We start from the raw sequence: 22,859 nt of genomic DNA, 5'->3' as shown, positions 1-22,859 counted from the left end.
TGCGGCGCAGGCGGGGCCGGAGTGGTGGTTTCCTATACGCATGCCTGATCTCGTAGTCGACGGCGGCGACAAGCTCTGCGTGCAGTTGCTCATCGAGCTGCGGGCCCACGTGCGCGCCGCGGGACCGGGCGCCGTGATCCACCTGATCGCCACCGATCCCGCCGCTCCGGTGGACCTGCCCGCGTGGTGCCATCTGACCGGGCACACGTACCTGGGGCCGGTGGAGGGGGCGGAGCGGCCCACGTACGCGTTGCGCGTGGCCGAGGCCGCCAAGGAGACGCAGGATTCCAAGCCTTGGCACGCGACTTAAGCGGTTAACACCTGTACGGGAGGGGCACCATGCCAGGGGGGCAGGGTGTCCTACAGTGTGGAGGGTTATCCGGTTCAGAGAGGGAGTCCGTGAAGCGACCGACGATCGCCGACATCGCCAGCCGGGCGGGAGTGTCCAAGGTGGCGGTCTCCTACGCGCTCAACGGGCAACCGGGGGTGTCGGAGGCGACACGGGCCAGGATCATCGCCATCGCCGACGAGATCGGCTGGCGGCCCAACAGCGCGGCCCGCGCGCTCAACGGCGCCAGGGCCAACTGCGTGGGGCTCGCGCTCTGCCGTCCCGCGCGCATCCTGGGCGTCGAGCCGTTCTTCATGGAGCTGATCAGCGGCATCGAGGGCGTGCTCGCCGACCGCTCGTACGCGCTGCTGCTCCAGGTCGTCACCAGCCACCAGCAGGAGAGCGAGGTCTACCGCCACTGGTGGGGCGAGAGCCGCATCGACGGCGTGTTCCTGGTCGACCTGCACTACGACGACTCCCGCGTGGCCGAGCTGGAGCGGCTCGGCATGCCGGCCGTGGTGATCGGCCACCCCTCCGAGTCGGGCTCGCTGTCGGCCATCTGGTCGGAGGAGGGCGAGGCCGTGCGCGAGACCGTCGGCTACCTCGTCGCGCTGGGGCACCGCCGCGTCGCGCGGGTGGCCGGGCTGCCCGAGCTGGTCCACACGACGGTCCGCGACCAGGCGTTCAGGCAGGCGTGCGAGGGCGTGGCCGAGCACGTCATCGTGCACACCGACTACACCGGCGAGGAGGGCGCCAGGGCCACCAGGCGGCTGCTGAGCTCGCCCGACCGGCCCACCGCCATCGTCTACGACAACGACATCATGGCCGTGGCGGGCCTGTCGGTGGCGCAGGAGATGCGGGTGGAGGTGCCGCGCGACCTGTCCATCGTGGCCTGGGACGACTCGCCGCTGGCCCAGGTGGTGCGGCCGCCGCTGACGGCGCTCACCCGCGACATCCCGGCCTACGGCGCGCACGCCGCGCAGCGACTGCTCGCGCTGATTGCGGGCGAGGACGTGCCGCCGTACGAGGACCAGGCCGCCATCCTCACGCCACGCGGCAGCACCGGCCCCGCCCACTCCGGCGCGTAGCCCTCCGCCACAGACCCGTCCGGCACGCAGCCTTCCCGCCACAGGCCCGCCCGGCACGCAGCCCTTCTGTCACAGCCCGTCCGGCGCGCAGCCCGTCCAGGGCGCAGCCCGTCCGGCGCGCGGCCTTCCGCCATGACCCCGTCCGGCACGTGTCACGGGCGGGGACCGCGGCTGGCAGACCGCCCGTCCAGGCCCGTGACACGTGCCGTCCCCTCCTCGCGGCATTTCTCTGTGGAGCCGCCCCTGCGTCCCCCGCGCCGAGGCGACTCCATGATGACCGAGGCGGGAACGTACGCCCTGAGTACCTCCGTACCTAAACGAGATACGAAATACAGCGATTCGTGACCGTAGCAGTTGACAATTTTTTTTGTCGGCTTCTACCCTCTTCATCAGACGCCACTCCCCTACCAGAGGGTTCGACGATGAGATTCCGCACCACGATCGAGCTGGCCGGCAAGACCGCCACGGGCTTCGAGGTCCCCGCCGGGATCGTCGACGAGCTGGGGAGCGGCAAGCGCCCGGCCGTCAACGTGACGATCAACGACTACACCTACCGGAGCACCGTGGCCCCGATGGGCGGCCGCTACCTGCTGCCCCTCAGCGCCGAGAACCGGCAGGGCTGCGGCGTGGCGGCGGGCGACGAGGTCGAGGTGGAGCTCACACTGGACACGGCGCCCCGCGAGGTGACGGTGCCCGGCGACCTGGCCGCGGCACTCGACGCGGCGCCCGAGGCGAAGAAGTTCTTCGAGAGCCTGTCCTACTCGCGCAGGAGGTGGCACGTGCTGAACGTCGAGGGCGCCAAGAAGCCCGAGACCCGGCAGCGGCGCGTCGCCGACACGGTGGCCAAGCTCGCAGGCGGCGAGGGGTGACGGGTGCGTAACGGGGGGCGTGGCGGGTAGGCGGGCGAGTATGACTGAGGGTTTCGACACCGACATGCTCTGGAACGAGTTCCATCGGGCGGTCAACATGAACTCCGAGGAACTGCGCTCGTACCTGCTCGCCGAGGCCGCAGGCGAGGAGGGCTTCCCGCCCGATCCCGACCTGGGCATCGACGAGCTGGGGCGGGGTGTGCTGCACGTCCTGAGCAAGCGGAAGGGCGACCTCACCAAGAGCGATATCGACGTGATGCGCCAGGTCGTGGAGCTTGTCGAGACCATGGGTGACCGTACGGATGACGACTCGCGGCGCGAGCTCATGTCCGTAGGTCACGACCCGCTGAGAGGATGACCCCATGGTCCAGCCACATCCGTGGATCGAGGGCTACGTACGCGCGTGGAACTCCAACGATCCCGACGACATCGCCGCCCTGTTCACCGAGGACGCGGTCTACTACACCGAGCCGTACAGCTCGCCGTGGCAGGGGCGGGACGACATCGTCCGCGAGTGGCTGGGACGACAGGACAAGCCTGGTGAGGCCACATTCGAGTGGCATCCGGTGAGCGTGACGGAGGACGTGAGCGTCATCCAAGGAGTCACGACATATCCGGACAAAACGTACAGCAACCTCTGGGTGATACGGTTCGCCCCCGACGGGCGATGCCGGGAATTCACCGAATGGTGGATGCGGCACGATGTCAAGTGATGCAATGGGCCGAACCGTCTTCACCCGAGGAGATCCGTTGAGAGACAACCTCGACCTCGCCGCGAGCGCCCAGCAACTGGCCGACGCCGCCCCGACGGGATCGATCGACCGTGCCGCCGCCTCGTCCGTGGCCATCACGCTGGCCACCACCCGCGACATCGCCGACGCCAGGCAGACCCTGGACGGCGTCTCGCCGGAGGAGGTAAGGCAGGCGGCACTGGCCCTGTTCGACCGTCTCTCGACCCAGTAACCACAGCAAGCAGCCAGGCGGGGCACTCCCGCGCCACCGCCATGCGGATCTTCCGCCGCGCAGGCCCAAGGCGAGGCGCGGGCCGGCCGCCGTCAGCGGGGTCCATGCCGGCGGGTGTCAGGCGGGTCTCCCGTCGACGGGTGTCAGGTCGGCCGGTCTCCCGCGTGCGGGTGTCAGGCGGGTCTCTCGCCGGCGGGCATCAGGCGGGTCTCCACGGCGCGGCGGGCGCGGGCGGCGGCCCGCTGGTCGCCGTGGAGCTGGATCGCGTGGTTCAACGCCATGACCACGCCCAGCAACTCGAACACGACCTGCTCCGGATCCGTGCCCGCGGGCAGCTCCCCCGCGTCCACGGCCCGGCCCGCCTCCTTGCCCAGCCGCCTCCGCCAGGCCTCGAACCGGCTCTCCACCGCGTCCCGCACGGCCCCGGGCCGGCCGTCGAACTCGTGCGCCGCCGCCACGAAGAAGCACCCGCCGGGAAAGACCTGACGCTCCAGGTACGAGATCCACGCCTCGCAGAGCACCCGCAACCGCACCAGCCCCGGCGCGGCGGGCGCGGCGGGCTCCCACACCTCGGCCAGGAAGATCCCGTCCGCCCGCTCCAGGACGGCGAGCTGCAGCGCCTCCTTCGAGCCGAAGTGCCCGAGCACGCCCGACTTGCTCATGCCCAGCTCGGCGGCGAGCCGGCCGATGGTCAGCCCTTCGAGCCCCTCCACGGAGGCGACGGCCACCGAGCGGTCGAGGATGGCCGCCCGCGTGCCCAGCGCCTCGGCGACCGACCTGCGCGGGCTCATGCGAGGTCTCCGTCCGTTGGTGAAGCGTTCACACGGGACATTTTAGCGTCCGAACGTTCGCTTGCTATAGTCCGCCGCATGAGTGGATCACGACTTGTCGCCACAGGCCACTACCAACCCGCCAAGATCATGACAAATGACGACCTGGCGGAGCTGGTGGACACCAGCGACGAGTGGATCAGCAAGCGGGTCGGCATCCGCACCAGGCACGTGGCCGAGGACGGTGAGAGCGTCGCCGACCTGGCCACGCACGCCGCCGCCAAGGCACTGGCCGGCAGCGGCCTGAACCCCTCCGACCTCGACCTCGTGCTGGTCGCCACCTGCACCCAGACCGAGCGCGCCCCCAATGTCGCCTCCCGCGTGGCGGCCCGGCTCGGCGTGCCGGGCGGCGCGCTGATGGACCTGGGCGCCTCCTGCTCCGGCTTCACCCACGCCCTCGCCCAGGCCGACCACGCCATCCGCGCGGGCGCCGCCACCCACGCCCTGGTCGTCGGCGCCGACAAGATGACCGCGGTGACCGACTGGACCGACAGGACCACCTGCGTGCTGACGGGCGACGGCGCGGGCGCCGCCGTGGTCAGCGCGTCCGAGGAGGCGCGGATCGGCCCCGTCGTCTGGGGCTCGGCGCCCGAGCTGGGCCGGGCCGTCCGCATCGAGGGCGCCCCGACCCGCTTCTCCCAGGACGGCCAGACCGTCTACCGCTGGGCCACCACCCGGCTCCCCGCCATCGCCAGGCAGGCGTGCGAGCGCGGCGGCGTCCGGCCCGAGGACCTGGCGGCGGTGGTCCTGCACCAGGCGAACCTGCGCATCATCGATCCCATCGCCGACAAGCTCGGCGCGGTCAACGCGATCGTCGCCAGGGACGTGGTGGAGTCGGGCAACACCTCGGCGGCCAGCGTGCCCCTCGCGCTGTCGAAGCTGCTGGAGCGCGGAGTGGTGCCGCAGGGGGCGCCGATGCTGCTGTTCGGCTTCGGCGGCAACCTGTCCTACGCGGGCATGGTCGTCCGCTGCCCCTGACGTCGGCCCTCGGCGACGGATCGGATCCCTCGCTGAGGGGTCCTGGTGGTTGCGCTCAGCGACGAGTGCGAACACTGTGGAAGCATGCCAGGCGTCGACACGCTGGACGGCCTGCTCGAGGCCGTCGCCGAATTCCGTACGGACGACTACGAGCTCGCGGTCGAGGAGAGCGCGCTCGAGCGGGCCAGACGCTCGCTGCAGGAGACGGGGCTGCTGCTGCTCGGCGAGGTGCACGGGGTCAGGGAGAACCCGCTGATCGTCCTCGGCCTCATGCGGGCACTTGAGCTGACCCATCTGGCCCTGGAGTGGCCGGAGAACCTCAAGGCGCAGCTCGACGTCTACCTGGCCGACGGCACGGGGCTCGACCATCCGCTGTGGTGGCTCGGCGACGGGCGCGTGACGGCGGGGCACTTCGCCGTGCTCAAGGCCATCCCGGGGCTGTCGGTCACGCTGTTCGACGGCGGGATGTTCACCGGTGACTGGTCGCAGCGGGACGCGCTGATGGCGGAGCGGGTGCTGACCGCGCACATCGAGCCCGCGCTGGTCGTGGCGGGCAACGCCCACACGCTCACCTCGCCGACCGAGCTGGGGCTGCCGATGGGGGCCTGCCTGGCCAGCGCTCGGCCGGCGCTGGAGAGCGTGCGCATCCAGTACGGCAACGGCAGCTACTACAACATCGAGCCGCGGCAGAGCAGGGGGTACGCGGCGGTGGCCGGGCTGTACGCGGACGAGGCGGAGCTGCTCGTCGGGCTGCCCGAGTTCAGCGAGGCCACGGTGCCGCACCTGCCGGTCGAGCTGCTGCGGGACCGGCTCGGCCTCTGAGCCCCGATACGACCTCTGGCCGCCGGTACGGCGGGGTTGCGCGGGTGCGTACTGTTGACTCGGCGCGCAGTCGTGGAGGGTGGATGCGGGTCGGGATTCTGGGGCCGTTGCGGGTGGCGGGGAGCGAGGTCGGCGGCGCTCGGGTGCGCGCGTTGCTGGTGCGGCTGGCACTCGACCCCGGGCGGGTGGTCACCGCCGACCGGCTGATCGAGGACCTGTGGCCGGATGACGCGCCCGCGCATCCGATGGCGGCGCTGCAGTCGCTCGTGTCGCGGGCGCGCAGGCAGGCGTCCGGGCTGATCTCCTCGCATCCCGCCGGTTACGTGCTCGCCGTGCCGCCTGGTGAGGTGGACGCCTGGGCGTTCGAGCGGCTGGTGCTCGACGGGGACGTACGGGCGGGGCTGGCGTTGTGGCGCGGGCCCGCGCTGGCGGACGCGGCCGGGCTGCCCTTCGCGGCGGGGCCCGCGGCGCGGCTCGAAGAGCTGCGGCTCACGGCGCTGGCCACGCGCATCGCGGCGGATCTCGACCAGACCCCGAACGGCCACGGCTCGCATGGTCAGAGTTCCGATGGCCACAGTCCGGGTGGGCTGGGGCTCGGGGCCGGGCACAGTGTTGCCGGGGTGGTGGCGGAGTTGGAGGGGCTGGTCGCGGTGCATCCCCTGCGCGAGCCGTTCCACGCGCTGCTCGTGCGGGCTCTGGTCGCGCAGGGGCGGCGGGCCGAGGCGCTCGCGCTCTTCGAGCGGATCAGGACCGCGCTGGCGACGGAGCTGGGCGCTGACCCGGGGCCGGAGCTGCGGCGCGCCCACCTGGAGGCGCTGCGCGACGCGGAGCCGGAGGCGCCCAGGAGCAACCTGCCCGCCCGGTTGACGAGCTTCGTGGGCCGCGCCGAGGACGTCGAGCGGGTCGGCACGGCGCTGGCGGGCGCCAGGCTGGTCACGCTCGTCGGCCCCGGCGGCGCGGGCAAGACGCGGCTCGCCGTGGAGGTGGCGGCGGGGCTGGCCGTGCGCGACGGGGTATGGCTGGTCGAGCTGGCCTCCGCCGCGAGCGTGCGGGCGGCGGTGGAGGGCGTGCTCAAGGCCACCGATCTCGTGGCGGCGCTGCGCGGCACCGCGCCCCTGATCGTGCTGGACAACTGCGAGCACGTGATCGAGGAGGCGGCCCGGGTGGCGCGGTGGCTGCTGTCCGAGGTCGCGGGCCTGCGGATCCTGGCCACGAGCCGGGAGCCGCTGGACGTCCCCGGAGAGCGCCTGCACCAGGTGCTGCCGCTGCCGGCGGGGCCGGCCGGTGAGCTGTTCGCCGATCGTGCCGCCGCGGCCAGGCCCGACCTGGTGGTGACGCGGGCGGAGGCGGAGCGGATCTGCCGCGAGCTCGACGGCATCCCGCTGGCCATCGAGCTGGCCGCCGCGCGCCTGCGGACGATGCCGATGTCGGTGCTGGTCGAGCAGCTCGGCGACCGGCTGGCCTTCCGCGGCGGGCGCACCTCGGAGCCGCGGCACCGCACGCTGCGCGCCGTCATCGACTGGAGCTGGAACCTGCTGTCCGAGCGCGAGCGGGAGCTGCTGCGCGGCCTCACGGTCTTCTCGGGCGGCGCCACGTACGAGGCCGTCTCCCGGGTCTGCGGCGGGGACCTGGACCTGCTCTCCTCGCTGGTGGACAAGTCGCTCATCGCGGTCTCCGGCGACCGCTACACGATGCTGGAGACCATCAGGCAGTACGCCGCCGCCGACCTGCCCGAGCTGTGCCGGGAGCACGCCCGCTACTACACCGGGCTGGCCGAGACCGCGGATCCGCACCTGCGGACCGGGGCGCAGCTCGAATGGCTGGCGGTGCTGGACGCCGAGCGGGACAACCTGGACGCGGCGCTGCGCCGCACCGACGACCCGCTCAGGCTCATCCTGCCGCGCTTCTGGCCGTGGATCGTGCGCGGGCAGTGGCGGGAGATGGGCGAGCAGGCGGCGGCGGTGCTGGCCAGGGTGGGCGAGGGCGGGACGGCGCCTCCCGGGCAGGGGGTGGGGCGGCGCGGGCGGGAGGTGGCGTACGGGCTCTGTGTGGCGCTCACGGGTGGCGGGGTGAGCCGGGCGCTGCGCGAGAGCGACCATCCGGCCGCGCTGAACGCGTACATGCTGGGCAGCGGCCTGGCGCCGCCCGGCGAGGTGGTGGAGCTGGCCGAGCGGGCGCTGGCGCGGCTGCGCGACCATCCCGACGGGTGGACGCGGTCGGCGGCGCTGCTGGCGGCGGGCGTCTCGCGGTTCGAGTACGGGGCGGTGGCGGGGGCGGAGGACCTGCTGGAGCCGGCGCTGGCCGGGTTCCGCGAGACCGGAGACCGGTGGGGGCAGTGGACGGCGCTCTACTGGCTGTCGCTGGTCGCGGAGAACCGGGGCGACTTCGCCGCCGCCGTGGCGCTCGGTGAGGAGCCGGAGCGGCTGGCCGCCGAGTTGTCCGGGCTGGAGACGCCGCTGGGGCCGATGACGTTCCTGCTGCGGCTCGGGCAGCTCAAGGGGCGGGCCGGAGATCGTGCGGGGGCGGCGCGGGCGCTGGACCGGGCGTGGGCGGCCGCCGTGCGGTCGCGGGACCAGGACATGATCGCCAGGGTGCTGCACGCCAGGGCCGAGCTGGCCCGGCGCGGCGGGGACCCGGGCGAGGCCGCGCGGCTGCTGGAGCGGGCCATGGCGCTCGGGGTCGAGACGACCGCGCAGTTCGGGGCGCTGCTGCGGGTGGAGCTGGCCCGGGTGAGCCTTGAGCCGGTCGGGCCGCTGCGCGGGGCGCTGGAGTTGATGGCCGGGTGCTCCGACAGGACCGTGCGGGCGAGCGTGCTGGAGGGGGTGGCCGAGCACCTGGCGCCGCTGCCCGCGGCGGAGCTGCTGGGAGCCGCGCGGGCGCTGCGCGGCATCGGCGTGTCCGCCGACCCCCACGTCAACGGCCTGGTGGACCGGTGCGCGCGGGCCCTGGGGGCCGGGGCCTGCCACGCGGCGCTGTCCCGCGGCGCGACGATCACCGACCCCGAGAAGCACGCGCTGGAACGGCTCCCGGCCGCGGGCGGCGGATGATCGGCGCGCGCTGGGCGGGCAGGCCGGAGTCGGGCCAGGTAGGCTCGACGTACGGCCAGCAGGAGATCGGGCGGCCCGCCACCACGACCACGGTCGTCCCCTCCGGGGTGGGCAGCGGGGCGAGGGCTTCGGGAAGGGTGGCGGCGGCATGCCGGGCGATCGTGTGACACCACTCCTGCTCGTCCACGGCACGCCCTTCAGGGCCGATCCTGAGCACGTGGCCGTGGAGGCGGCAGGCAGCGGATTCTTCCCCGCCGTGCAGGCGCTCGCCCGCCCCTTCTACGCCCCAGGTCGCGGCCACTGCCTCACGGATCACAGAGGTTAGAGGCGTGTTGACGTAGATCACACCGCCACGCTACGCGCTTCCGGTTTGACGGCGGATGCGCGATGGTTAGGGCAACTTGCACCGTGAGGTAAGGAGAGCAGTGGCCAGTCCTGGCACCATCGACACTCGAGGCAGTGACTTCGCCCGACTAGCCCATCGCATAGCGGACGCCGGCCTCCTCGACCGGCGTCCCTTTTATTACGCCATCCGGATGAGCATCGCGGCCGTCGTGTACGCCGGCGGCTGGGCCCTGTTCGTCTGGGTGGGGGACTCCTGGTGGCAACTCCTCGTCGCGGTCGCGATGGCCGTGATCTTCGCGCAGCTGGGCTTCCTCGCCCACGACCTCGGGCACCGGCAGGTCTTCAGGACGCGGCGGCCCAGCGACGTCGTGGGCCTGATCATCGGAAATTTCGGCATCGGTCTCGGCTGGGGCTGGTGGAACACCAAGCACAACAAGCACCACGCCAACCCCAACCACGAGGACCATGACCCCGACGTCTCACCGGCGGTGATCGTCTGGTCCCAGGACCAGGCCGTCCGGAGCGCCGGCCTGCCCCGCTTCATCGCGAAGTACCAGGCCTACTGGTTCTTTCCGCTGCTCACGCTGGAGGGCTGGCACCTGCACATCGCCAGCTTCAAGGCGCTGTTCCAGCCCACGGCCAAGCGGCGCAACGTGGAGCTGACGCTGCTGATCGTCCACTTCGTGCTGTACTTCGGGGTGGTCTTCACCGTGCTGCCCTTCGGCAAGGCGCTGCTGTTCCTCGCCGTGCACCAGGGGCTGTTCGGGGTCTATCTCGGCTGCACGTTCGCGCCGAACCACAAGGGCATGCCCGTGCTCACCAAGGAGGACAAGCTGGACTTCCTCCGCAAGCAGGTACTCACCTCACGCAACGTGCGCGGCAACCTGTTCACCGACGTGGCGCTCGGCCAGCTCAACTACCAGATCGAGCACCATCTGTTCCCCAACATGCCTGCTCCGAACCTGCGCAAGGCGCAGCCCATCGTGGAGCGCTACTGCGGGGAGATCGGCGTCGACTATCTCCAGACCGGTCTCATCGAGTCGTACGGGCAGGCGCTGAGCCACCTGCACGAGGTCGGCGCCCCCCTTCGCCGCTGACCCGCTCATGGGCGCCCCTCACCGGGCGCCCTCCTCCTCCTCGAGCCGCTGGATCAGCCGGTCGCGGCGGCGTTCGAGCCCGGCGATCAGCTCGACCTGCTCGTCCGCCTGGCTGATCATCGCCGAGATCTCGATCTGGTCGGTCGCGCCCATGTCGCGGATCTGGTCGCGCACGTCCTGGTTCTCGGCTCGCAACCGGGTCAGGTCCTCTTCGACCCGCCGGAGTTCGTCCCTTGTGCTCATTCAACGGCTCTACCCAGAACTGCCGCCGCGATCACCGGGGCCTGTCGACGGGGCGCGTGCGCGAACGTACAGAATGAGGGCATGCGCAGGCCCTCTCCCAGCACGATCGTGTCGATCGTGACCATCGCCGCCGTGCTGGCAGGGTCCCTCTTCGCCTTCGACGGCTCCGGCCGGCTGAACGTGCTGGACTTCGTGCTGCCGGTGATCGCCTGCGCCGCGCTGCTGGCGCGGGAGCGCTACCCGGTCGCGGCGCTGGTCGTCGTGGCGGTCTCGGTGGCCGCCTACTACCCGTACGCGGGAGCCGACGGGCCGCTCATCGTGATGTTGTTCGTCGTCCTGTACACGGCGGCCGACCGCGGCCATCTCACCGCCGCCGTCGCCACGGGCGCGGCGGCGCTGCTGGCCATGGGGTTCGGCGAGACCGGCGGCATCAGGCACGTGGACAACACCACGTTCGTCTCGATCACGGGATGGGTGGTCGCCTCCATCGCGTTCGGCGGGGTCACCCGCAACCGCCGCGCGTACCTGTCGGAGGCCCGCCGGCACGCGCTCGACGCCCTGCTGACCAAGGAGGAGGAGGCCAGGCGGCGGGCCAGCGAGGAGCGGCTGCGCATCGCCAGGGAGTTGCACGACGTGCTCGGGCACAACATCTCCATGATCAACGTGCAGGCGTCCGCGGCGTTGCACGGGATCAGGAAGCGGCCGGAGGACGCCGAGGCGGCGCTGCGGACCATCAAGGACACCAGCAAGGAGACGCTGCGCGAGCTGCGGACCACCCTCGGCGTGCTGCGCCAGGTGGACGAGGACGCGCCGGTCGCCCCCGCCGACAGCCTGGCCCGGGTGGACGAGCTGGTCGCGGCCTCAGGGTTGAAGGTGCGGACGGAGCTGTCGGGCCCCCTCGACGCCCTGCCGACCGAGGTCGACCTGGCCGCCACCCGCATCGTCAGGGAGGCGCTGACGAACGTCTCCCGTCACTCGGGCACGGAGCACGCCACCCTCGCGATCACCAACGAGGCCGGACATGTCATCATCACCGTGCAGGACGACGGGCCCGGCACCACGTACGACGGGGGCAGCGGCTTCGGGATCCAGGGCATGCGCGAGCGCGCGACCGCGCTCGGCGGGACCCTGGAGGCCGGCCCCCGCCCCGAGGGCGGCTTCCGCGTCACCGCCCGCCTGCCACTGACCCAGCCGACGAACGGGGCTCGATGATCCGCGTACTGCTCGCCGACGACCAGACCCTGGTACGGGCCGGGTTCCGGTCCATCCTCAGCGACGAGGACGACATCGAGGTCGTGGCCGAGGCCGCCAACGGCGCCGAGGCGATCGCCGGGGCCCGCGAGCACCGGCCCGACGTGGTGCTCATGGACATCCGCATGCCCGAGCTCGACGGCCTGGAGGCCACCCGCCGCATCGCGGGCGACCCGGCGCTCGGCGACGTCAAGGTGATCATCCTGACCACGTTCGACCTCGACGACTACGTCTACGGCGCGCTGCGGGCGGGCGCGGGCGGCTTCCTGGTCAAGGACACCGAGCCGGCCGAGCTGATCCACGCCGTCCGGGTCGTGGCCAGGGGCGACGCGCTGATCGCGCCCTCGATCACGCGGCGGCTGATCGCCGAGTTCGCCGGCCGGGTCAAGCGGCCGGAGCCGGGCCCCGAGCTGAACGCGCTCACCGAGCGCGAGCGCGAGGTCATGACGCTGGTGGCCGCCGGCCTGTCCAACGACGAGATCGCGGCCCGCCTCGTGCTCAGCCCCGCGACGGCGAAGACGCACGTCAGCCGGATCATGACCAAGCTGCGGGTGCGCGACAGGGCCCAGCTCGTGGTCATCGCGTACGAGGCCGGCATGATCACGCCGGGCTGGCTTACTCCCTGAGTCGTACGTCCGCCGCCCTCGTGCGACCCGGGATGTAAGGCGGGTGCCCGCCCCGGCATGACGCGGCGGGGGTGACCGTACCGGGAGGGTCTGCGGTATGGACATCGTGGACCTCGCCCGCCTGCAGTTCGCGCTCACGGCGGGCGCGCACTTCCTGTTCGTGGCGTTGACGCTCGGGCTGGCGACGCTGGTCGCCGTCGTCCAGACGCGCGCCACCTTCAGCGGCGACCCCGTGCACCTGCGGATGACGCGGTTCTGGGGCCAGCTCTACATCATCAACTACGCGATGGGCATCGTGACCGGGCTCGTGATGGAGTTCCAGCTCGGGCTGTCGTGGAGCGGGCTGACCGAGTACGCGGGCGACGTGTTCGGCTCGGCGCTGGCCATCGAGACGCTGGTGGCGTTCTTCGTCGAGTCCACGTTCCTGGGCCTGTGGATCTTCGGCTGGAACAAGCTGAACCGGTGGGCGCACCTGGCGCTGATCTGGGTGGTGACGCTGACCGCGTACGCGTCGGCGTTCTGGATCATGGTCGCCAACGGCTTCCTGCAGAACCCGGTCGGGCACGTGCTGGAGGGCGGCCGGCTGCGGCTGACGGACTTCGGGGCCATGGTGGCCAATCCGGCGGCGCAGGTGGCGTTCTGGCACGTGCTGTTCGGAGCGATGATCGTCGGTGGGTTCTTCATGGCCGGGGTGAGCGCGTACCACCTGGGCAGGCGCACCGCCGAGCAGGACCTGTTCCGCAAGTCGCTGCGGATCGGGATCGGCGTGGCGCTGCCCGCCCTGCTCCTCACGGCGACGTTCGGCGGGATCGGGTTCGAGACCCTGCAGCCCGCGAAGGTCGCGGCGTGGGTGAACGACCCCGAACGGCTGGCCGCCGCGCAGGCCGAGATGGTGGCCAGGCTCGGTCCCGGCGACTACCTGCCGCCCGTGGGGGCGGTGCAGACCAGCGGTATCACGATGATGGCGCTGTTCGCGATCATGCTGTTCGTGGCCGCGCCGAGCTTCCTGCTCATGCTGATCCGGCCCGTGGTGCGCGGGTTCAGGGTGTGGCACCGGCTGCTGACACTGATGATCCCGGTCCCGTTCGTCACCATGCTGGCCGGCTGGATGTTCCGCGAGATGGGACGCCAGCCGTGGGCCGTGTACGGGCTGCTGAAGACGTCCGACGCCATGTCGCCGGTGACCGAGGGGCAGATGGTCTTCTCGCTGACCGCGTTCGTCACGGTGTTCGCGCTCCTGATCGCCGTCAACTACTGGCTGCTGGCCAGGCACGCGCGGCGCGGGCCCGATGCGGTGGCGCTGGGCGACCGGCCGGTCGACGCCCCCGTTCCTGCTCCTTCGTTCTAGGGGACGCTTGTCATGGAGATCTTCATTCTGGGCTTCTTCGCCATCGGGTACCTCGTGCTGGCCGGCGCCGACATCGGGGTCGGCATGGCGCTGCCGTACCTGGGCAGGTCGGCGGGCGAGCGGCGCGAGGTGATCGCCGCGATCGCGCCGTTCTTCCTGGGCAACGAGGTGTGGCTGGTGGCCACGGCGGGCGTGCTGGCCGGGCTGTTCCCCCGGCTGGAGGGCGAGCTGCTGCACGGCAACCACACGGTGGTGGTGACGCTGCTGCTGGCCTGGGTCGTGCGCGACATGGGGCTGTGGCTGCGCGGGCGCGTGCCGGGGGCGCGCTGGCAGGCGTTCTGGGACGGTGCGATCGTGGCCGGGAGCTGGGGGCTGGCGCTGAGCTGGGGCGCGCTGCTGTCCCACGTGCTGCTCGGCATCGAGGGGCCGGTGGCGGTGCTGCCCGCGCTGGTGCTGGCCGCGCTGTTCGGCACGCACGGGCTGACGTTCGCGGCGCTGCGGCTGCGCGGGACGCTGCGGACGCGGGCGGCGGTGCTGGCGGGCGGGGCCGGGGAGGCGCGCACGTACGCGCTGACCTCGGTGGTGCTGGTGGTCGTCGGGGTGCTGGCCGGGCTCCGGCTGCCGCTGGAGCCCGGCACGTCGGGGCCGCTGCTGGTGCCCGTCGTCCTGACCCTGATCCCGTTCCTGGTGGCCGCCCAGGCGTGGGTGTGGTGGACGTTCAGGCACCGGGTGAGCGGCCCGTCCTACCTCTAGAACCCTCTAGAAGAGCGGCGCTCCGTCCCTGGTCAGCTTCCAGTTGGCGGCGGCGAAGCCGGCCGGGTCGATGGTGCCCTGGGCGGTGGCGTACTCGATCAGCGCCTGCCGGATCTCCACCTGCGCGTTGTAGAGCACGGGGGCGGTGCTCACGTGCGGGAAGCCGCCGCCGCCCGACTGGCGGTAGTTGTTGATCGCGACCAGGAACTCCTTCTCGGCCGGGATCGGCGCGCCTTCGTAGGCGAGGTTCGCGACGCGCTGGCCGGCCGGCTTGGCCACGTCGAGGTCGTAGGAGACGCCGGCGAGCTGGTCGTAGTTGTAGTCGGGGGTGTTGTTCGCGTTGGTCAGCTTGGTGACGTCGACCGGGGCGCCGGGCGCGAGCTGGTTGAAGTACCTGGCGGAGTACTCCAGGTAGTCCTTGAGCTGCGCGCCGGTCAGCTTGACCGCCATCAGCGTGTTGTCGTAGACGTACAGGCCGGCCACGTCCCTGACCCGGACGTCGCCGGCGGGGAAGACGGCGCTGCGGCTGAACGGCGCGGCGATCGACAGCACCGGCAGCGTGTTGTCCGGCAGCGCCTGCTTGACCGTCTCGATCTGCACGTGCTGGATGTAGTCGAGGATCGGCGTGTCCTTGTACGGCGACTCGGCCGCCGAGAGCTGCTGCGCCGACCTGGCCACGACCTTGTTCACGTAGCCGACCGTGGTGTCGTGCTGCGGCTTGAGCAGCGCCACGATCTTCGGGTCCTCGGGCAGCGTGTTGGTGTTGAGCGTGGTGGACGACTTGCCGGTGACCACCCACTTGCCGCGCTGCTTGGTGAGCTGGAAGTCCAGCCGCGACAGGCGCTGGCCCCACTTGCCCGGCTCGGTCAGCAGCACCTGCTTCCCGGTGGTCTTGTTCGTCACGAACCGCTGGGCGACCTCGTTGTGCGCGTGCCCGAACAGCACCGCGTCGATGCCCGGCACCTGCTCGGCCACCATCGCCGAGGCGTTCTCGACCGGCAGGTCGCCCCCGTAGGAGGACATGCCGTTGTCGCCCGCGTGGGCGGTCACGACGACCACGTCCGCGCCGAGGCCGCGGATGACCGGCACCCACTTCCTGGCCGACTCGACCAGGTCGGTGAAGCGCAGCCTGCCCTCGACGTTGGCCTTGTCCCAGATGGCCACGCCCGGGTTGGTCAGGCCGAGCACGCCCACCTTGACCGGCTTGTCACCCTTGACCTTCATGGTCTTGATCACGAACGGCTTGTACGCCGGCAGCCCCGATCTGTCGTGGACGGCGTTGGCGCCGAGCACGGGCGCCTTCATCTGGTCGATCCAGGTGGCCAGCAGCGGCAGACCGTAGTTGAACTCGTGGTTGCCCAGCGTCACGGCGTCGTACCCGATGGCGTTCATGGCCTTGGCCATCGGGTGGGTCTCGCCGCTCTCGGTGATCGGCTCGACCTTGGCGTAGTAGTACGCCAGCGGCGTGCCCTGGATCGTGTCACCCGAGTCGAACAGCAGCGTGCGCTCCGCTCCGCGCTCGGCCCTGATCCGGTTGACCAGCGAGGACACCTTCGCCAGGCCGACGTGGTTGCCCTGGCTGTCGGAGTAGGCGGTGTCCTTGAAGTAGTCCCAGTTGAGGGCGTTGCTGTGGAGGTCGGACGTGCCCATGACAGTGACCGTGACCGTTTTCGCCGGTGCGACGGCCTGCGCGGGGAGTGCCACCAGGGCCAGCACGCTGGTGGCGGCGGCCCCGGCGAGGGCGAGCTTCATGGTCTGCATGGTGCGGAGAGTAACCAGGACAAATCACTCAATGGTTACGAGCGGGTGATGAACTCCTTGATGAGCGCTGTGACTTCCTCCGGGCGCTCGTGCAGGACGACGTGGCCGCTGTCCAGCTCGGCGTACCGGCTGCCGGGGATGGCCGCGTGCAGCGCGCGGGCGTGCTCCACGGGGACCAGGTAGTCCTGGGTGTTGCCGATGACCAGGGTGGGCGCGGTGATCCTCGGCAGCAGGTCCCTGATGTCCACGCGCAGGTCCAGCTCGATCTGGCGCAGCGTGCCGCGGGGCGGCTCGCCCGCCATCAGCGCCTTGGCGCCCACCGAGCTCACGAAACCCGGGCTGAAGCCCACGAGCGGCCCGTACGCGGCGTGGCTCTCGGGGTCGGTGGCTGCCAGCCGCGCCCACGTGCGCAGGCCCAGCTCCAGCCGCGAGTCCGCCAGGTGCGTCCAGCCGGCGATCAGCACCAGCCGCCTGACCAGCTCGGGCCGCTCGGCGGCGACCTTGGCGGCGACGGCGGCGCCCAGCGAGAACCCGACCAGGTCGGACGGCTCCTCGAACGCGGCGGCCACCTGGCCGGCGAGCAGGTCGAGCGTGAGGTCGCCCCCGGGGTCGAAGGTCTGGCCGCTGCCGGCGTAGTCGGGGGTGATGACCGTGCGCACATCGGCGAGGCCGGGGACGAGGTGGGCGTAGTTGGTGACGGCGTCGCCGCCGGTGCCGTGCACCATCACGAGCCCGGGGCCGGTGCCCGCCTTCGCGTAGTGGACGGCGCCGCCGTCGTGGATGACCGTGGGCATGTCCTGACTCCTCAGAGGTTCCCGCCGCCGGTGGCGTCGATCGTGGTGCCGGTGACGAAGCCGGCCTGGGGTGAGGCGGCGAAGGCGACCACGTCGGCGATCTCCTCCGCCTGGCCGACGCGGTTGACCGCGTGCCTGCTCGCCGCGTACGCCCGAGCCCCGGGGTCGCCGCGCAGCCAGCCGGCGTTGGTGTCGGTGTCGATGATGCCGGGGGCGACGTTGTTGACCGTGATGCCGCGCGGGCCCAGCTCCTTGGCCAGGGCCAGGGTGAAGGTCTGCACCGCGCCCTTGCTCATCGCGTACGCGATGCCCTCGGGGAAGGCGATGCGGGTCGCGCCCGAGGTGACGTTGACGATCCTGCCGCCGTCGGGGATGAGCGGCAGCACCTGCTGGGTGAGGAAGAACAGGCCCTCGACGTTGACCGCGAACACGCGGGAGAAACCGGCCCGCGTCACCTCCCCGATCGGCTGGGACAGGCCGATCCCGGCGTTGTTGACCAGCACGTCGAGCACGTCCGTCTCGGCCCGGACCCGCTGCGCGAGCGCGGTGACCTCCTCCGGCACGCCGAGGTCGGCCCGCAGCGCGACCGCGTTCGCGCCGATCGTGTCCACGACCTCCTGGGCGGCTACGCCGTCCCCGGCGTAGTTCACGATCACGCGGAACCCGTCCTTGGCCAGCCGCAGCGCGACGGCGCGGCCGATCCCCCTGCTCGCACCCGTGACGAGGGCAGTCCTCATCGCCCCACCTTTCTTTAGCGATCGATACAGAACGATAGCATAGCGATCGCTATAGAATGAGGGCATGGCGAGGCGACGGGAGTTCGACAGGGAGGCGGCGCTGGAGAGCGCGCTGCTCGCGTTCTGGCGGCACGGTTACGAGGCGACCTCGATCGCGGAGCTGACCGCCGCCATGGGCATCAGGCCGCCCAGCCTGTACGCGGCCTTCGGCGACAAGCGGCGGCTGTTCGAGGAGGCCGTGCGGCGCTACCAGGAGACCTACGGCGCCTTCACCACCCGCGCGCTGGCCGAGGAGCCCACCGGGCGGGGCGCGATCGAGCGGGTGCTGCGGGAGGCGGCGGCCGAGTACGCGAGCACCGAGCATCCGGGCGGCTGCATGGTCATCACCGCCGCCGTGAACTGCGGGCCGGAATCGGCCGAGGTCGAGGAGCTGCTCCGGCGGTTCAGGACGGAGGCCAAGGCGGCGTTCAAGGCGCGCATCGACGGCGACATGGCGGCCGGGCGGCTGCCCGCCGGCACGGACACGGCGGGGCTGGCCGCCTTCTACGCCGCGACGGTCCAGGGCATGTCCACGCAGTCGCGTGACGGTGCCTCCTACGAGGACCTGCTCGCCATCGCCACCCTCGCCATGTCCGCCTGGCCAGCCGCCGGTGAGGCCGTCACAACGACTTGACCGAGGCGTCCTCCGGGGGGATCTCCGGGGGCGAGGCACGCAGCCAGCGGCAGCCGTGCGGGTCCAGCGGCACCCGCGCCACACCCTGCTCCGACACCTCCAGCGTCCCGTCCACCAGCAGATCCGTGAGCAGGCAGCGCTCCAGCCCGTCCAGCCGCAGCTCCACGTCCTGCGCCGTGTCGCAGAGGTTGTGCGCGACCACCACCGTGGCCCCGTCGGCGTCGCAGCGGTGCGCGAAGACCGCCGGATGCCCGGTGTCCAGCACGGTGTACTCGCCCCACGCCAGCTCGGGGCACTCCCGGTAGCGCTCGATCAGGAGCTGGAACCAGCGCAGCAGCGAGCCGGTGTCCCGCTTCTGGTCGGCCACGTTCACCCGGTCGGGAGCGAAGGAGCCCCCGGGGATCTCGCGGACCGGCTCGGCCTGACTGAAGCCGCCGTCCTCCGACCACTGCATCGGGACGCGGACCGCCAGGCGGCCCTCCTCCTCCAGGTTCTCCCCCATCCCGATCTCCTCGCCGTAGAAGATCACGGGGGTGCCGGGCAGCGAGAACAGCAGGCTGTAGGCCATCTTGACGCGCCGCAGGTCGCCGCCGAGCATCGTCGGCAAGCGTCGGCGCAGCCCCCGCCCGAAGATCTGCATCTCCTTCTCCGGCCCGAACGCGCGGAAGACCTCCTCCCGCTCCTCCTCCGTGAGCTTGTCGAGGGTCAGCTCGTCGTGGTTGCGCAGGAACATCGCCCACTGGCAGTCCTTGGGCGGCTTCGGGCGCTCGCGCAGGGCGTCGACCAGGGGCGTGGCGTCGTTGCGGGCCATCGACAGCCAGGCCTTCTGCATGCCGATGAAGTCGAAGCACATGGTGATCTGGTCGCCCAGCCCGTCACCGAAATACGCAATTAACTCCTTGTACGGCACGTTCACCTCGCCGAGCAGGATCGACCCGCCCTTGCGCCGCGTCATGAACGCCCGCAGATCCGCCAGGAACTCGTGCGGGTTCGCCAGCCGCGGATTGACGTTCTCGATGAGGAACGGCACCGCGTCCACCCTGAACCCCGACAGCCCGAGCTCCATCCAGAACCCGAGTATGCGCGTGATCTCGTCCCTGACCTCGGGATTGCCCACGTTCAGGTCCGGCTGGTGCCGGTAGAAGCTGTGCAGGTAGTACTGGCCCGAGCCCTCGTCGTACTCCCATACGCTGTTCTCCTTGTCGGGGAAGACGATCTGCTCGGGGTTGTCCGGCTCCGGCCTGTCGGACCAGACGTACCAGTCGCGGCGGGCCGAGTCCCGGCTCGACCGGGCCTCCACGAACCACGGGTGCTGGTCGGAGGTGTGGTTGACGACCAGGTCGGCGATGACCCGCAGGCCCCGGTCGTGGGCGGTCCGCATGAACTCCACGAAGTCGCCCAGCGTCCCCAGCCGCGGGTCGATGGAGTAGAAGTCGGTGATGTCGTAGCCGTCGTCCTTGTTGGGGGTGGGGAAGAACGGCATGAGCCACAGGCAGGTCACGCCGAGCCCCGCGAGATAGTCGATCTGCTGCGTCAGGCCGCGGAAGTCGCCCACGCCGTCGCCGTTGCCGTCCTTGAACGTCTCGACGTCCAGACAGTAGACCACGGCGTTCTTCCACCAGACGTCGGAGGTGTACGTCAGTCGCATCCGTTCCCGCTACCCCGGGCGAGGGCGCTCATGACAGGGTGCGGACGGCGGCTTCGATCAGGTCCCAGAACGCCTCGACGTCCACGCCGGTGGCCACGTGCGCGTTGGGCTCGCGCCCCAGCTTGCCGAGCAGGTCCACGCTGGTCGCGCCGGCGGTCTCGGTGCCGCGCAGCTCGATGTCGAGCCTGGTGCGCACGGTCGTGACCAGCCCCGGCCTGGCCACCAGCGCCACCGCCACGGGGTCGTGCAGCGGCCCTTCCGGCATGCCCTGGTCGGTCTCGTAGGTGGAGTTGAAGTAGCTGAGCAGCTCCACGCCGAAGGCGGCCGTCCGGTTGCCGACGGCGCCGATCCTGGCCATCACCTCGGGCGTGACGAGGACCTGGTGGGTGACGTTCAGGCCGATCATGGTGAACGGCACGCCGGAGCCGAGCACGATCGACGCGGCCTCGGGGTCGGTCCAGCAGTTGAACTCCGCGTACGGGGTGATGTTGCCCCGCCCCGTGGACCCGCCCATCCACACGACGTCCCCGATCCGGGGGAGCCGGTCCGGGTACGTCCGCGCGAACATCGCGATGTTCGTCAGCGGCCCGGTGGCGACGATCGTCACCGGCTCTCCGGCGGCGTCGAGGGTGTCCCTGATCAGCTCGACGGCGGTGCGCGGATCGGCCTCCACGGCAGGCGGCGGCAGCTCGGGGCCGCCGAGCGCGTTGTCGCCGTGGATCCCGACGGCGGGCGACAGCAGCCGCACCATGGGGCTGTCGGCGCCGGGCGCGATCGGCACCCCGGTGATGCCGGCCAGCCCGGCCACCACCCTGGCGTTGTAGGTGGTGTGGGCCAACTTGCCGTTGCCGCCGACGGTGGTGATGGCGCGCAGGTCGATCTCCGGGTCGCCGGCCGCCAGCCAGATGGCGAAGGCGTCGTCGTGGCCGGGGTCGCAGTCGAGGATCACCGGTGTCGGCATCGGGCCATGCTACAGAGTCGATCCGGGCGGTTCCCGTTCGTTCAGGGGGAAAGACTCCATGCCGGAGAAGGAGAACAGCATGTCGTTCACCGACGAGGAGATCGCCTACCTGCGCTCTCAGCCGCTCGCCCGCCTGGCCACGCTGTCCGGCGACGGGCAGCCGGACGTGGTGCCGGTGGCGTTCGAGTTCGACGGCGCGCACTTCTGGATCGGCGGCGCCGGCGAGCAGGTGCTGCGCACCAGGAAGTTCCGCAACATCGGCCCGGGCGAGGCCAAGGTGGCGCTGGTCGTGGACGACATGGTGTCGTTCGAGCCGTTCGTCGCCCGGGGCGTGCGCGTGTACGGCGTGGCCGACGGGCCGGTGGAGTGGGCCGGCCTGGTCGGGCCCGGCGTCTACTCCCGCATCACGCCGACCGTCTCGTGGAGCTGGAACCTGTCCGGCGAGCCGGTCGGCGACACCTGGTACGAGTCCCGCCGCACCGAGCACCAGCCGCGCTCAACGCCCTGACATGACCGCCTGCCTGGCCCGTAGCGCGATCTCCAGCTCGAACCGGATGTCCGGGTCGGCGAGCTGGTCGCCGTACAGCTCTTCCAGCTGCCGCAGCCGGTAGCGCACCGTCTGCGGGTGCACGTGCAGCTTGGCGGCCACCTCGCCGGCGCCGCGGCCGTGCCGCAGCCACGCCAGCAGCGTCTCCGCCAGCCGGTCCTGCTGGTTGGGGCGCAGGTGGGCCAGGGGCGCGAGCCGCACCTCGGCCAGCGCGCTGACCAGCTCCTCGTCCTTGAACACCACCAACGTGGCCAGGTGGTCCTCGCACCGCAGCAGCCCGCGGGGCAGCACGCCGCGCCGGGACAGATCCAGCGCCTCGCCGGCCCACCGCAGCGACGTCGCGGCGGCGGCGAGCGGCACGGCCGGGCCGATGGCCGCGCGGTGGCCGCGCAGGGCGTGCTCCAGCGCCTGCGCCTGGCCGGGGCCCGCCGGGTCGGGCACGAGCAGGCACGGCAGCGCCCGCCCTGGCCCGGTGAGCACGTCGGGCGGCAGCGGCGGCATCCGGCAGGCGCCGTGCTGGTCGTCGAGCGCCACGCAGGCGACCGTCCTGGGCAGCCGCCAGGCGGCGGCCTTGGCCAGGTCGGCGATGGCGTCGGGGCTGGCGGGCGGCCGGCTGAGCAGCAGGTCGAGCAGGCGGCCCCGGCGGCGCTCCATCTCCCCCGCGGCGTGCGCCCTGGCCTCCTCGAAGCCCTCGGCGGCGGCGTCGGCGAGCTGGTCGAGGTAGACGAAGATGGTCTCGCCCAGGTCGTACAGGGATTGGGGAGACAGGCCGAGCGGGCCGGCCAGCTCGGTCAGCCGCCGCCAGCCGACCCGGGCGCCGAGCCGCATCGCGGCCTGCAGCGGCTCCAGGTTGCGGCCCTCCGCAGCCTCACCCTTGCCGATCATGCGGAACGGCTCCGGGTCCCACGGGGCGTCCGGGCTCTCGATGCGGTCGAGGAAGCCTTCGATGGCCTGCTCGACCGCCATGCGCACGACCTTGATGTAGATCTCGTCCGATGGCCGGGCGTACTCGGGGATGCGGGCCTGGATCTCCTCGATCACCTCTTCGGAGACCGGACCGATGCCCGACCTGAGCGTTTTCACGATGTCCGCGGGTGTACGGCTTTCGCTGATGTCACTCTTGATCGCCATCGTCCCTCCTGCCGCCATT

The 22,859-nt window shown here is 71.6% G+C and carries 26 protein-coding genes; 18 read left to right on the top strand and 8 right to left on the bottom strand.

Annotated features, from left to right (window positions below; translation table 11 throughout):
- Positions 1 to 40: 40 nt before the first annotated feature.
- The 6 genes from HD597_RS54895 to HD597_RS54870 all read left to right on the top strand — a co-directional run bounded on the left by HD597_RS54895 (position 41) and on the right by HD597_RS54870 (position 3,248).
- Complete coding sequence (locus tag HD597_RS54895; RefSeq protein ID WP_253756092.1) at positions 41 to 310, top strand: sulfurtransferase TusA family protein; 270 nt, start codon at positions 41 to 43, stop codon at positions 308 to 310.
- An 89-nt stretch (positions 311 to 399) separates the two neighbouring features.
- Positions 400 to 1,416 carry a LacI family DNA-binding transcriptional regulator gene (locus HD597_RS54890; RefSeq protein WP_253756090.1) on the top strand — a complete coding sequence of 339 codons (1,017 nt, stop codon included), beginning with the start codon at positions 400 to 402 and terminating at the stop codon, positions 1,414 to 1,416.
- Positions 1,417 to 1,838: 422 nt separating this feature from the next.
- Complete coding sequence (locus HD597_RS54885; RefSeq protein ID WP_253756088.1) at positions 1,839 to 2,285, top strand: YdeI/OmpD-associated family protein; 447 nt, start codon at positions 1,839 to 1,841, stop codon at positions 2,283 to 2,285.
- A gap of 40 nt (positions 2,286 to 2,325) precedes the next feature.
- Positions 2,326 to 2,643 carry a DUF3140 domain-containing protein gene (locus HD597_RS54880; protein WP_253756086.1) on the top strand — a complete coding sequence of 106 codons (318 nt, stop codon included), beginning with the start codon at positions 2,326 to 2,328 and terminating at the stop codon, positions 2,641 to 2,643.
- 4 nt (positions 2,644 to 2,647) lie between these two features.
- Positions 2,648 to 2,998 carry a nuclear transport factor 2 family protein gene (locus HD597_RS54875; RefSeq protein WP_253756084.1) on the top strand — a complete coding sequence of 117 codons (351 nt, stop codon included), beginning with the start codon at positions 2,648 to 2,650 and terminating at the stop codon, positions 2,996 to 2,998.
- 37 nt (positions 2,999 to 3,035) lie between these two features.
- A complete protein-coding gene (locus tag HD597_RS54870) occupies positions 3,036 to 3,248 on the top strand; it encodes a hypothetical protein (RefSeq protein ID WP_253756082.1) in 213 nt (70 codons plus the stop codon).
- A gap of 173 nt (positions 3,249 to 3,421) precedes the next feature.
- Here the strand turns inward: HD597_RS54870 and HD597_RS54865 are convergent, their stop codons facing one another.
- Positions 3,422 to 4,039, bottom strand: a complete 618-nt coding sequence (locus HD597_RS54865; RefSeq protein WP_253756080.1) for a TetR/AcrR family transcriptional regulator — start codon at positions 4,037 to 4,039, stop codon at positions 3,422 to 3,424.
- A gap of 78 nt (positions 4,040 to 4,117) precedes the next feature.
- Here HD597_RS54865 and HD597_RS54860 point away from each other — a divergent pair, with 78 nt between their 5' ends.
- The 6 genes from HD597_RS54860 to HD597_RS54835 all read left to right on the top strand — a co-directional run bounded on the left by HD597_RS54860 (position 4,118) and on the right by HD597_RS54835 (position 10,367).
- Complete coding sequence (locus HD597_RS54860; protein ID WP_253756077.1) at positions 4,118 to 5,056, top strand: beta-ketoacyl-ACP synthase III; 939 nt, start codon at positions 4,118 to 4,120, stop codon at positions 5,054 to 5,056.
- An 84-nt stretch (positions 5,057 to 5,140) separates the two neighbouring features.
- A complete protein-coding gene (locus HD597_RS54855) occupies positions 5,141 to 5,878 on the top strand; it encodes a hypothetical protein (RefSeq protein WP_253756075.1) in 738 nt (245 codons plus the stop codon).
- Between the two features lie 83 nt (positions 5,879 to 5,961).
- A complete protein-coding gene (locus HD597_RS54850) occupies positions 5,962 to 8,925 on the top strand; it encodes an AfsR/SARP family transcriptional regulator (RefSeq protein ID WP_253756073.1) in 2,964 nt (987 codons plus the stop codon).
- Entirely contained in the window at positions 8,922 to 9,092 is a 171-nt protein-coding gene (locus HD597_RS54845; RefSeq protein WP_253756071.1) for a hypothetical protein, read from the top strand. The genes HD597_RS54850 and HD597_RS54845 overlap by 4 nt, the downstream gene beginning before the upstream one ends.
- Entirely contained in the window at positions 9,074 to 9,250 is a 177-nt protein-coding gene (locus HD597_RS54840) for a hypothetical protein (protein ID WP_253756069.1), read from the top strand. Before HD597_RS54845 ends, HD597_RS54840 begins: the two co-directional genes overlap by 19 nt.
- Positions 9,251 to 9,461: 211 nt before the next feature.
- Positions 9,462 to 10,367: a fatty acid desaturase family protein gene (locus HD597_RS54835; RefSeq protein ID WP_253756067.1), complete on the top strand. Its 906-nt coding sequence runs from the start codon at positions 9,462 to 9,464 to the stop codon at positions 10,365 to 10,367.
- 18 nt (positions 10,368 to 10,385) lie between these two features.
- Here HD597_RS54835 and HD597_RS54830 read toward each other — a convergent pair whose 3' ends face one another.
- Positions 10,386 to 10,610, bottom strand: a complete 225-nt coding sequence (locus HD597_RS54830; RefSeq protein ID WP_253756065.1) for a hypothetical protein — start codon at positions 10,608 to 10,610, stop codon at positions 10,386 to 10,388.
- 81 nt (positions 10,611 to 10,691) lie between these two features.
- Here HD597_RS54830 and HD597_RS54825 point away from each other — a divergent pair, with 81 nt between their 5' ends.
- The 4 genes from HD597_RS54825 to HD597_RS54810 all read left to right on the top strand — a co-directional run bounded on the left by HD597_RS54825 (position 10,692) and on the right by HD597_RS54810 (position 14,588).
- Positions 10,692 to 11,822, top strand: coding sequence for a sensor histidine kinase (locus HD597_RS54825; protein WP_253756063.1), 1,131 nt, complete (start codon positions 10,692 to 10,694; stop codon positions 11,820 to 11,822).
- Positions 11,819 to 12,487: a response regulator transcription factor gene (locus HD597_RS54820; RefSeq protein ID WP_253756061.1), complete on the top strand. Its 669-nt coding sequence runs from the start codon at positions 11,819 to 11,821 to the stop codon at positions 12,485 to 12,487. Before HD597_RS54825 ends, HD597_RS54820 begins: the two co-directional genes overlap by 4 nt.
- Before the next feature lie 97 nt (positions 12,488 to 12,584).
- Positions 12,585 to 13,835, top strand: a complete 1,251-nt coding sequence (locus tag HD597_RS54815; protein WP_253756059.1) for a cytochrome ubiquinol oxidase subunit I — start codon at positions 12,585 to 12,587, stop codon at positions 13,833 to 13,835.
- 12 nt (positions 13,836 to 13,847) lie between these two features.
- Complete coding sequence (locus HD597_RS54810; protein WP_253756057.1) at positions 13,848 to 14,588, top strand: cytochrome d ubiquinol oxidase subunit II; 741 nt, start codon at positions 13,848 to 13,850, stop codon at positions 14,586 to 14,588.
- Between the two features lie 6 nt (positions 14,589 to 14,594).
- Here HD597_RS54810 and HD597_RS54805 read toward each other — a convergent pair whose 3' ends face one another.
- The 3 genes from HD597_RS54805 to HD597_RS54795 are packed head-to-tail and all read right to left on the bottom strand — an operon-like array spanning position 14,595 to position 17,880.
- The gene (locus tag HD597_RS54805; protein WP_253756055.1) at positions 14,595 to 16,349 is read right to left on the bottom strand and encodes a bifunctional metallophosphatase/5'-nucleotidase; all 1,755 of its coding nucleotides are present in this window, start codon (positions 16,347 to 16,349) and stop codon (positions 14,595 to 14,597) included.
- A 35-nt stretch (positions 16,350 to 16,384) separates the two neighbouring features.
- On the bottom strand, positions 16,385 to 17,143 hold the full coding sequence (locus HD597_RS54800) for an alpha/beta fold hydrolase (protein WP_253756053.1): 759 nt from the start codon (positions 17,141 to 17,143) through the stop codon (positions 16,385 to 16,387).
- An 11-nt stretch (positions 17,144 to 17,154) separates the two neighbouring features.
- On the bottom strand, positions 17,155 to 17,880 hold the full coding sequence (locus HD597_RS54795) for an SDR family NAD(P)-dependent oxidoreductase (RefSeq protein WP_253756051.1): 726 nt from the start codon (positions 17,878 to 17,880) through the stop codon (positions 17,155 to 17,157).
- Positions 17,881 to 17,944: 64 nt separating this feature from the next.
- Between HD597_RS54795 and HD597_RS54790 the strand changes: the two genes are divergently transcribed.
- Entirely contained in the window at positions 17,945 to 18,553 is a 609-nt protein-coding gene (locus HD597_RS54790; protein WP_253756049.1) for a TetR/AcrR family transcriptional regulator, read from the top strand.
- Here the strand turns inward: HD597_RS54790 and HD597_RS54785 are convergent.
- Together HD597_RS54785 and HD597_RS54780 are read right to left on the bottom strand one after the other, a co-directional pair.
- Entirely contained in the window at positions 18,540 to 20,201 is a 1,662-nt protein-coding gene (locus tag HD597_RS54785) for an alpha-amylase family protein (protein ID WP_253756047.1), read from the bottom strand. The two genes, HD597_RS54790 and HD597_RS54785, sit on opposite strands and share 14 nt — an antisense overlap.
- A 28-nt stretch (positions 20,202 to 20,229) precedes the next feature.
- Positions 20,230 to 21,162 (bottom strand): nucleoside hydrolase, encoded by a 933-nt coding sequence (locus HD597_RS54780; protein ID WP_253756045.1) that lies wholly within the window; start codon positions 21,160 to 21,162, stop codon positions 20,230 to 20,232.
- Between the two features lie 79 nt (positions 21,163 to 21,241).
- Here HD597_RS54780 and HD597_RS54775 point away from each other — a divergent pair, with 79 nt between their 5' ends.
- The gene (locus HD597_RS54775; protein WP_253756043.1) at positions 21,242 to 21,670 is read left to right on the top strand and encodes a PPOX class F420-dependent oxidoreductase; all 429 of its coding nucleotides are present in this window, start codon (positions 21,242 to 21,244) and stop codon (positions 21,668 to 21,670) included.
- Here the strand turns inward: HD597_RS54775 and HD597_RS54770 are convergent.
- Positions 21,659 to 22,840, bottom strand: coding sequence for a PucR family transcriptional regulator (locus HD597_RS54770; protein ID WP_253756041.1), 1,182 nt, complete (start codon positions 22,838 to 22,840; stop codon positions 21,659 to 21,661). The two genes, HD597_RS54775 and HD597_RS54770, sit on opposite strands and share 12 nt — an antisense overlap.
- Positions 22,841 to 22,859 lie beyond the last annotated feature (19 nt).

The organism is Nonomuraea thailandensis (assembly GCF_024172165.1).
In the GTDB taxonomy this organism is placed as follows: domain Bacteria; phylum Actinomycetota; class Actinomycetes; order Streptosporangiales; family Streptosporangiaceae; genus Nonomuraea; species Nonomuraea thailandensis.
Note: the sequence above shows the minus strand (reverse complement) of the source record. Positions and strands in the feature narration are given on the sequence as shown.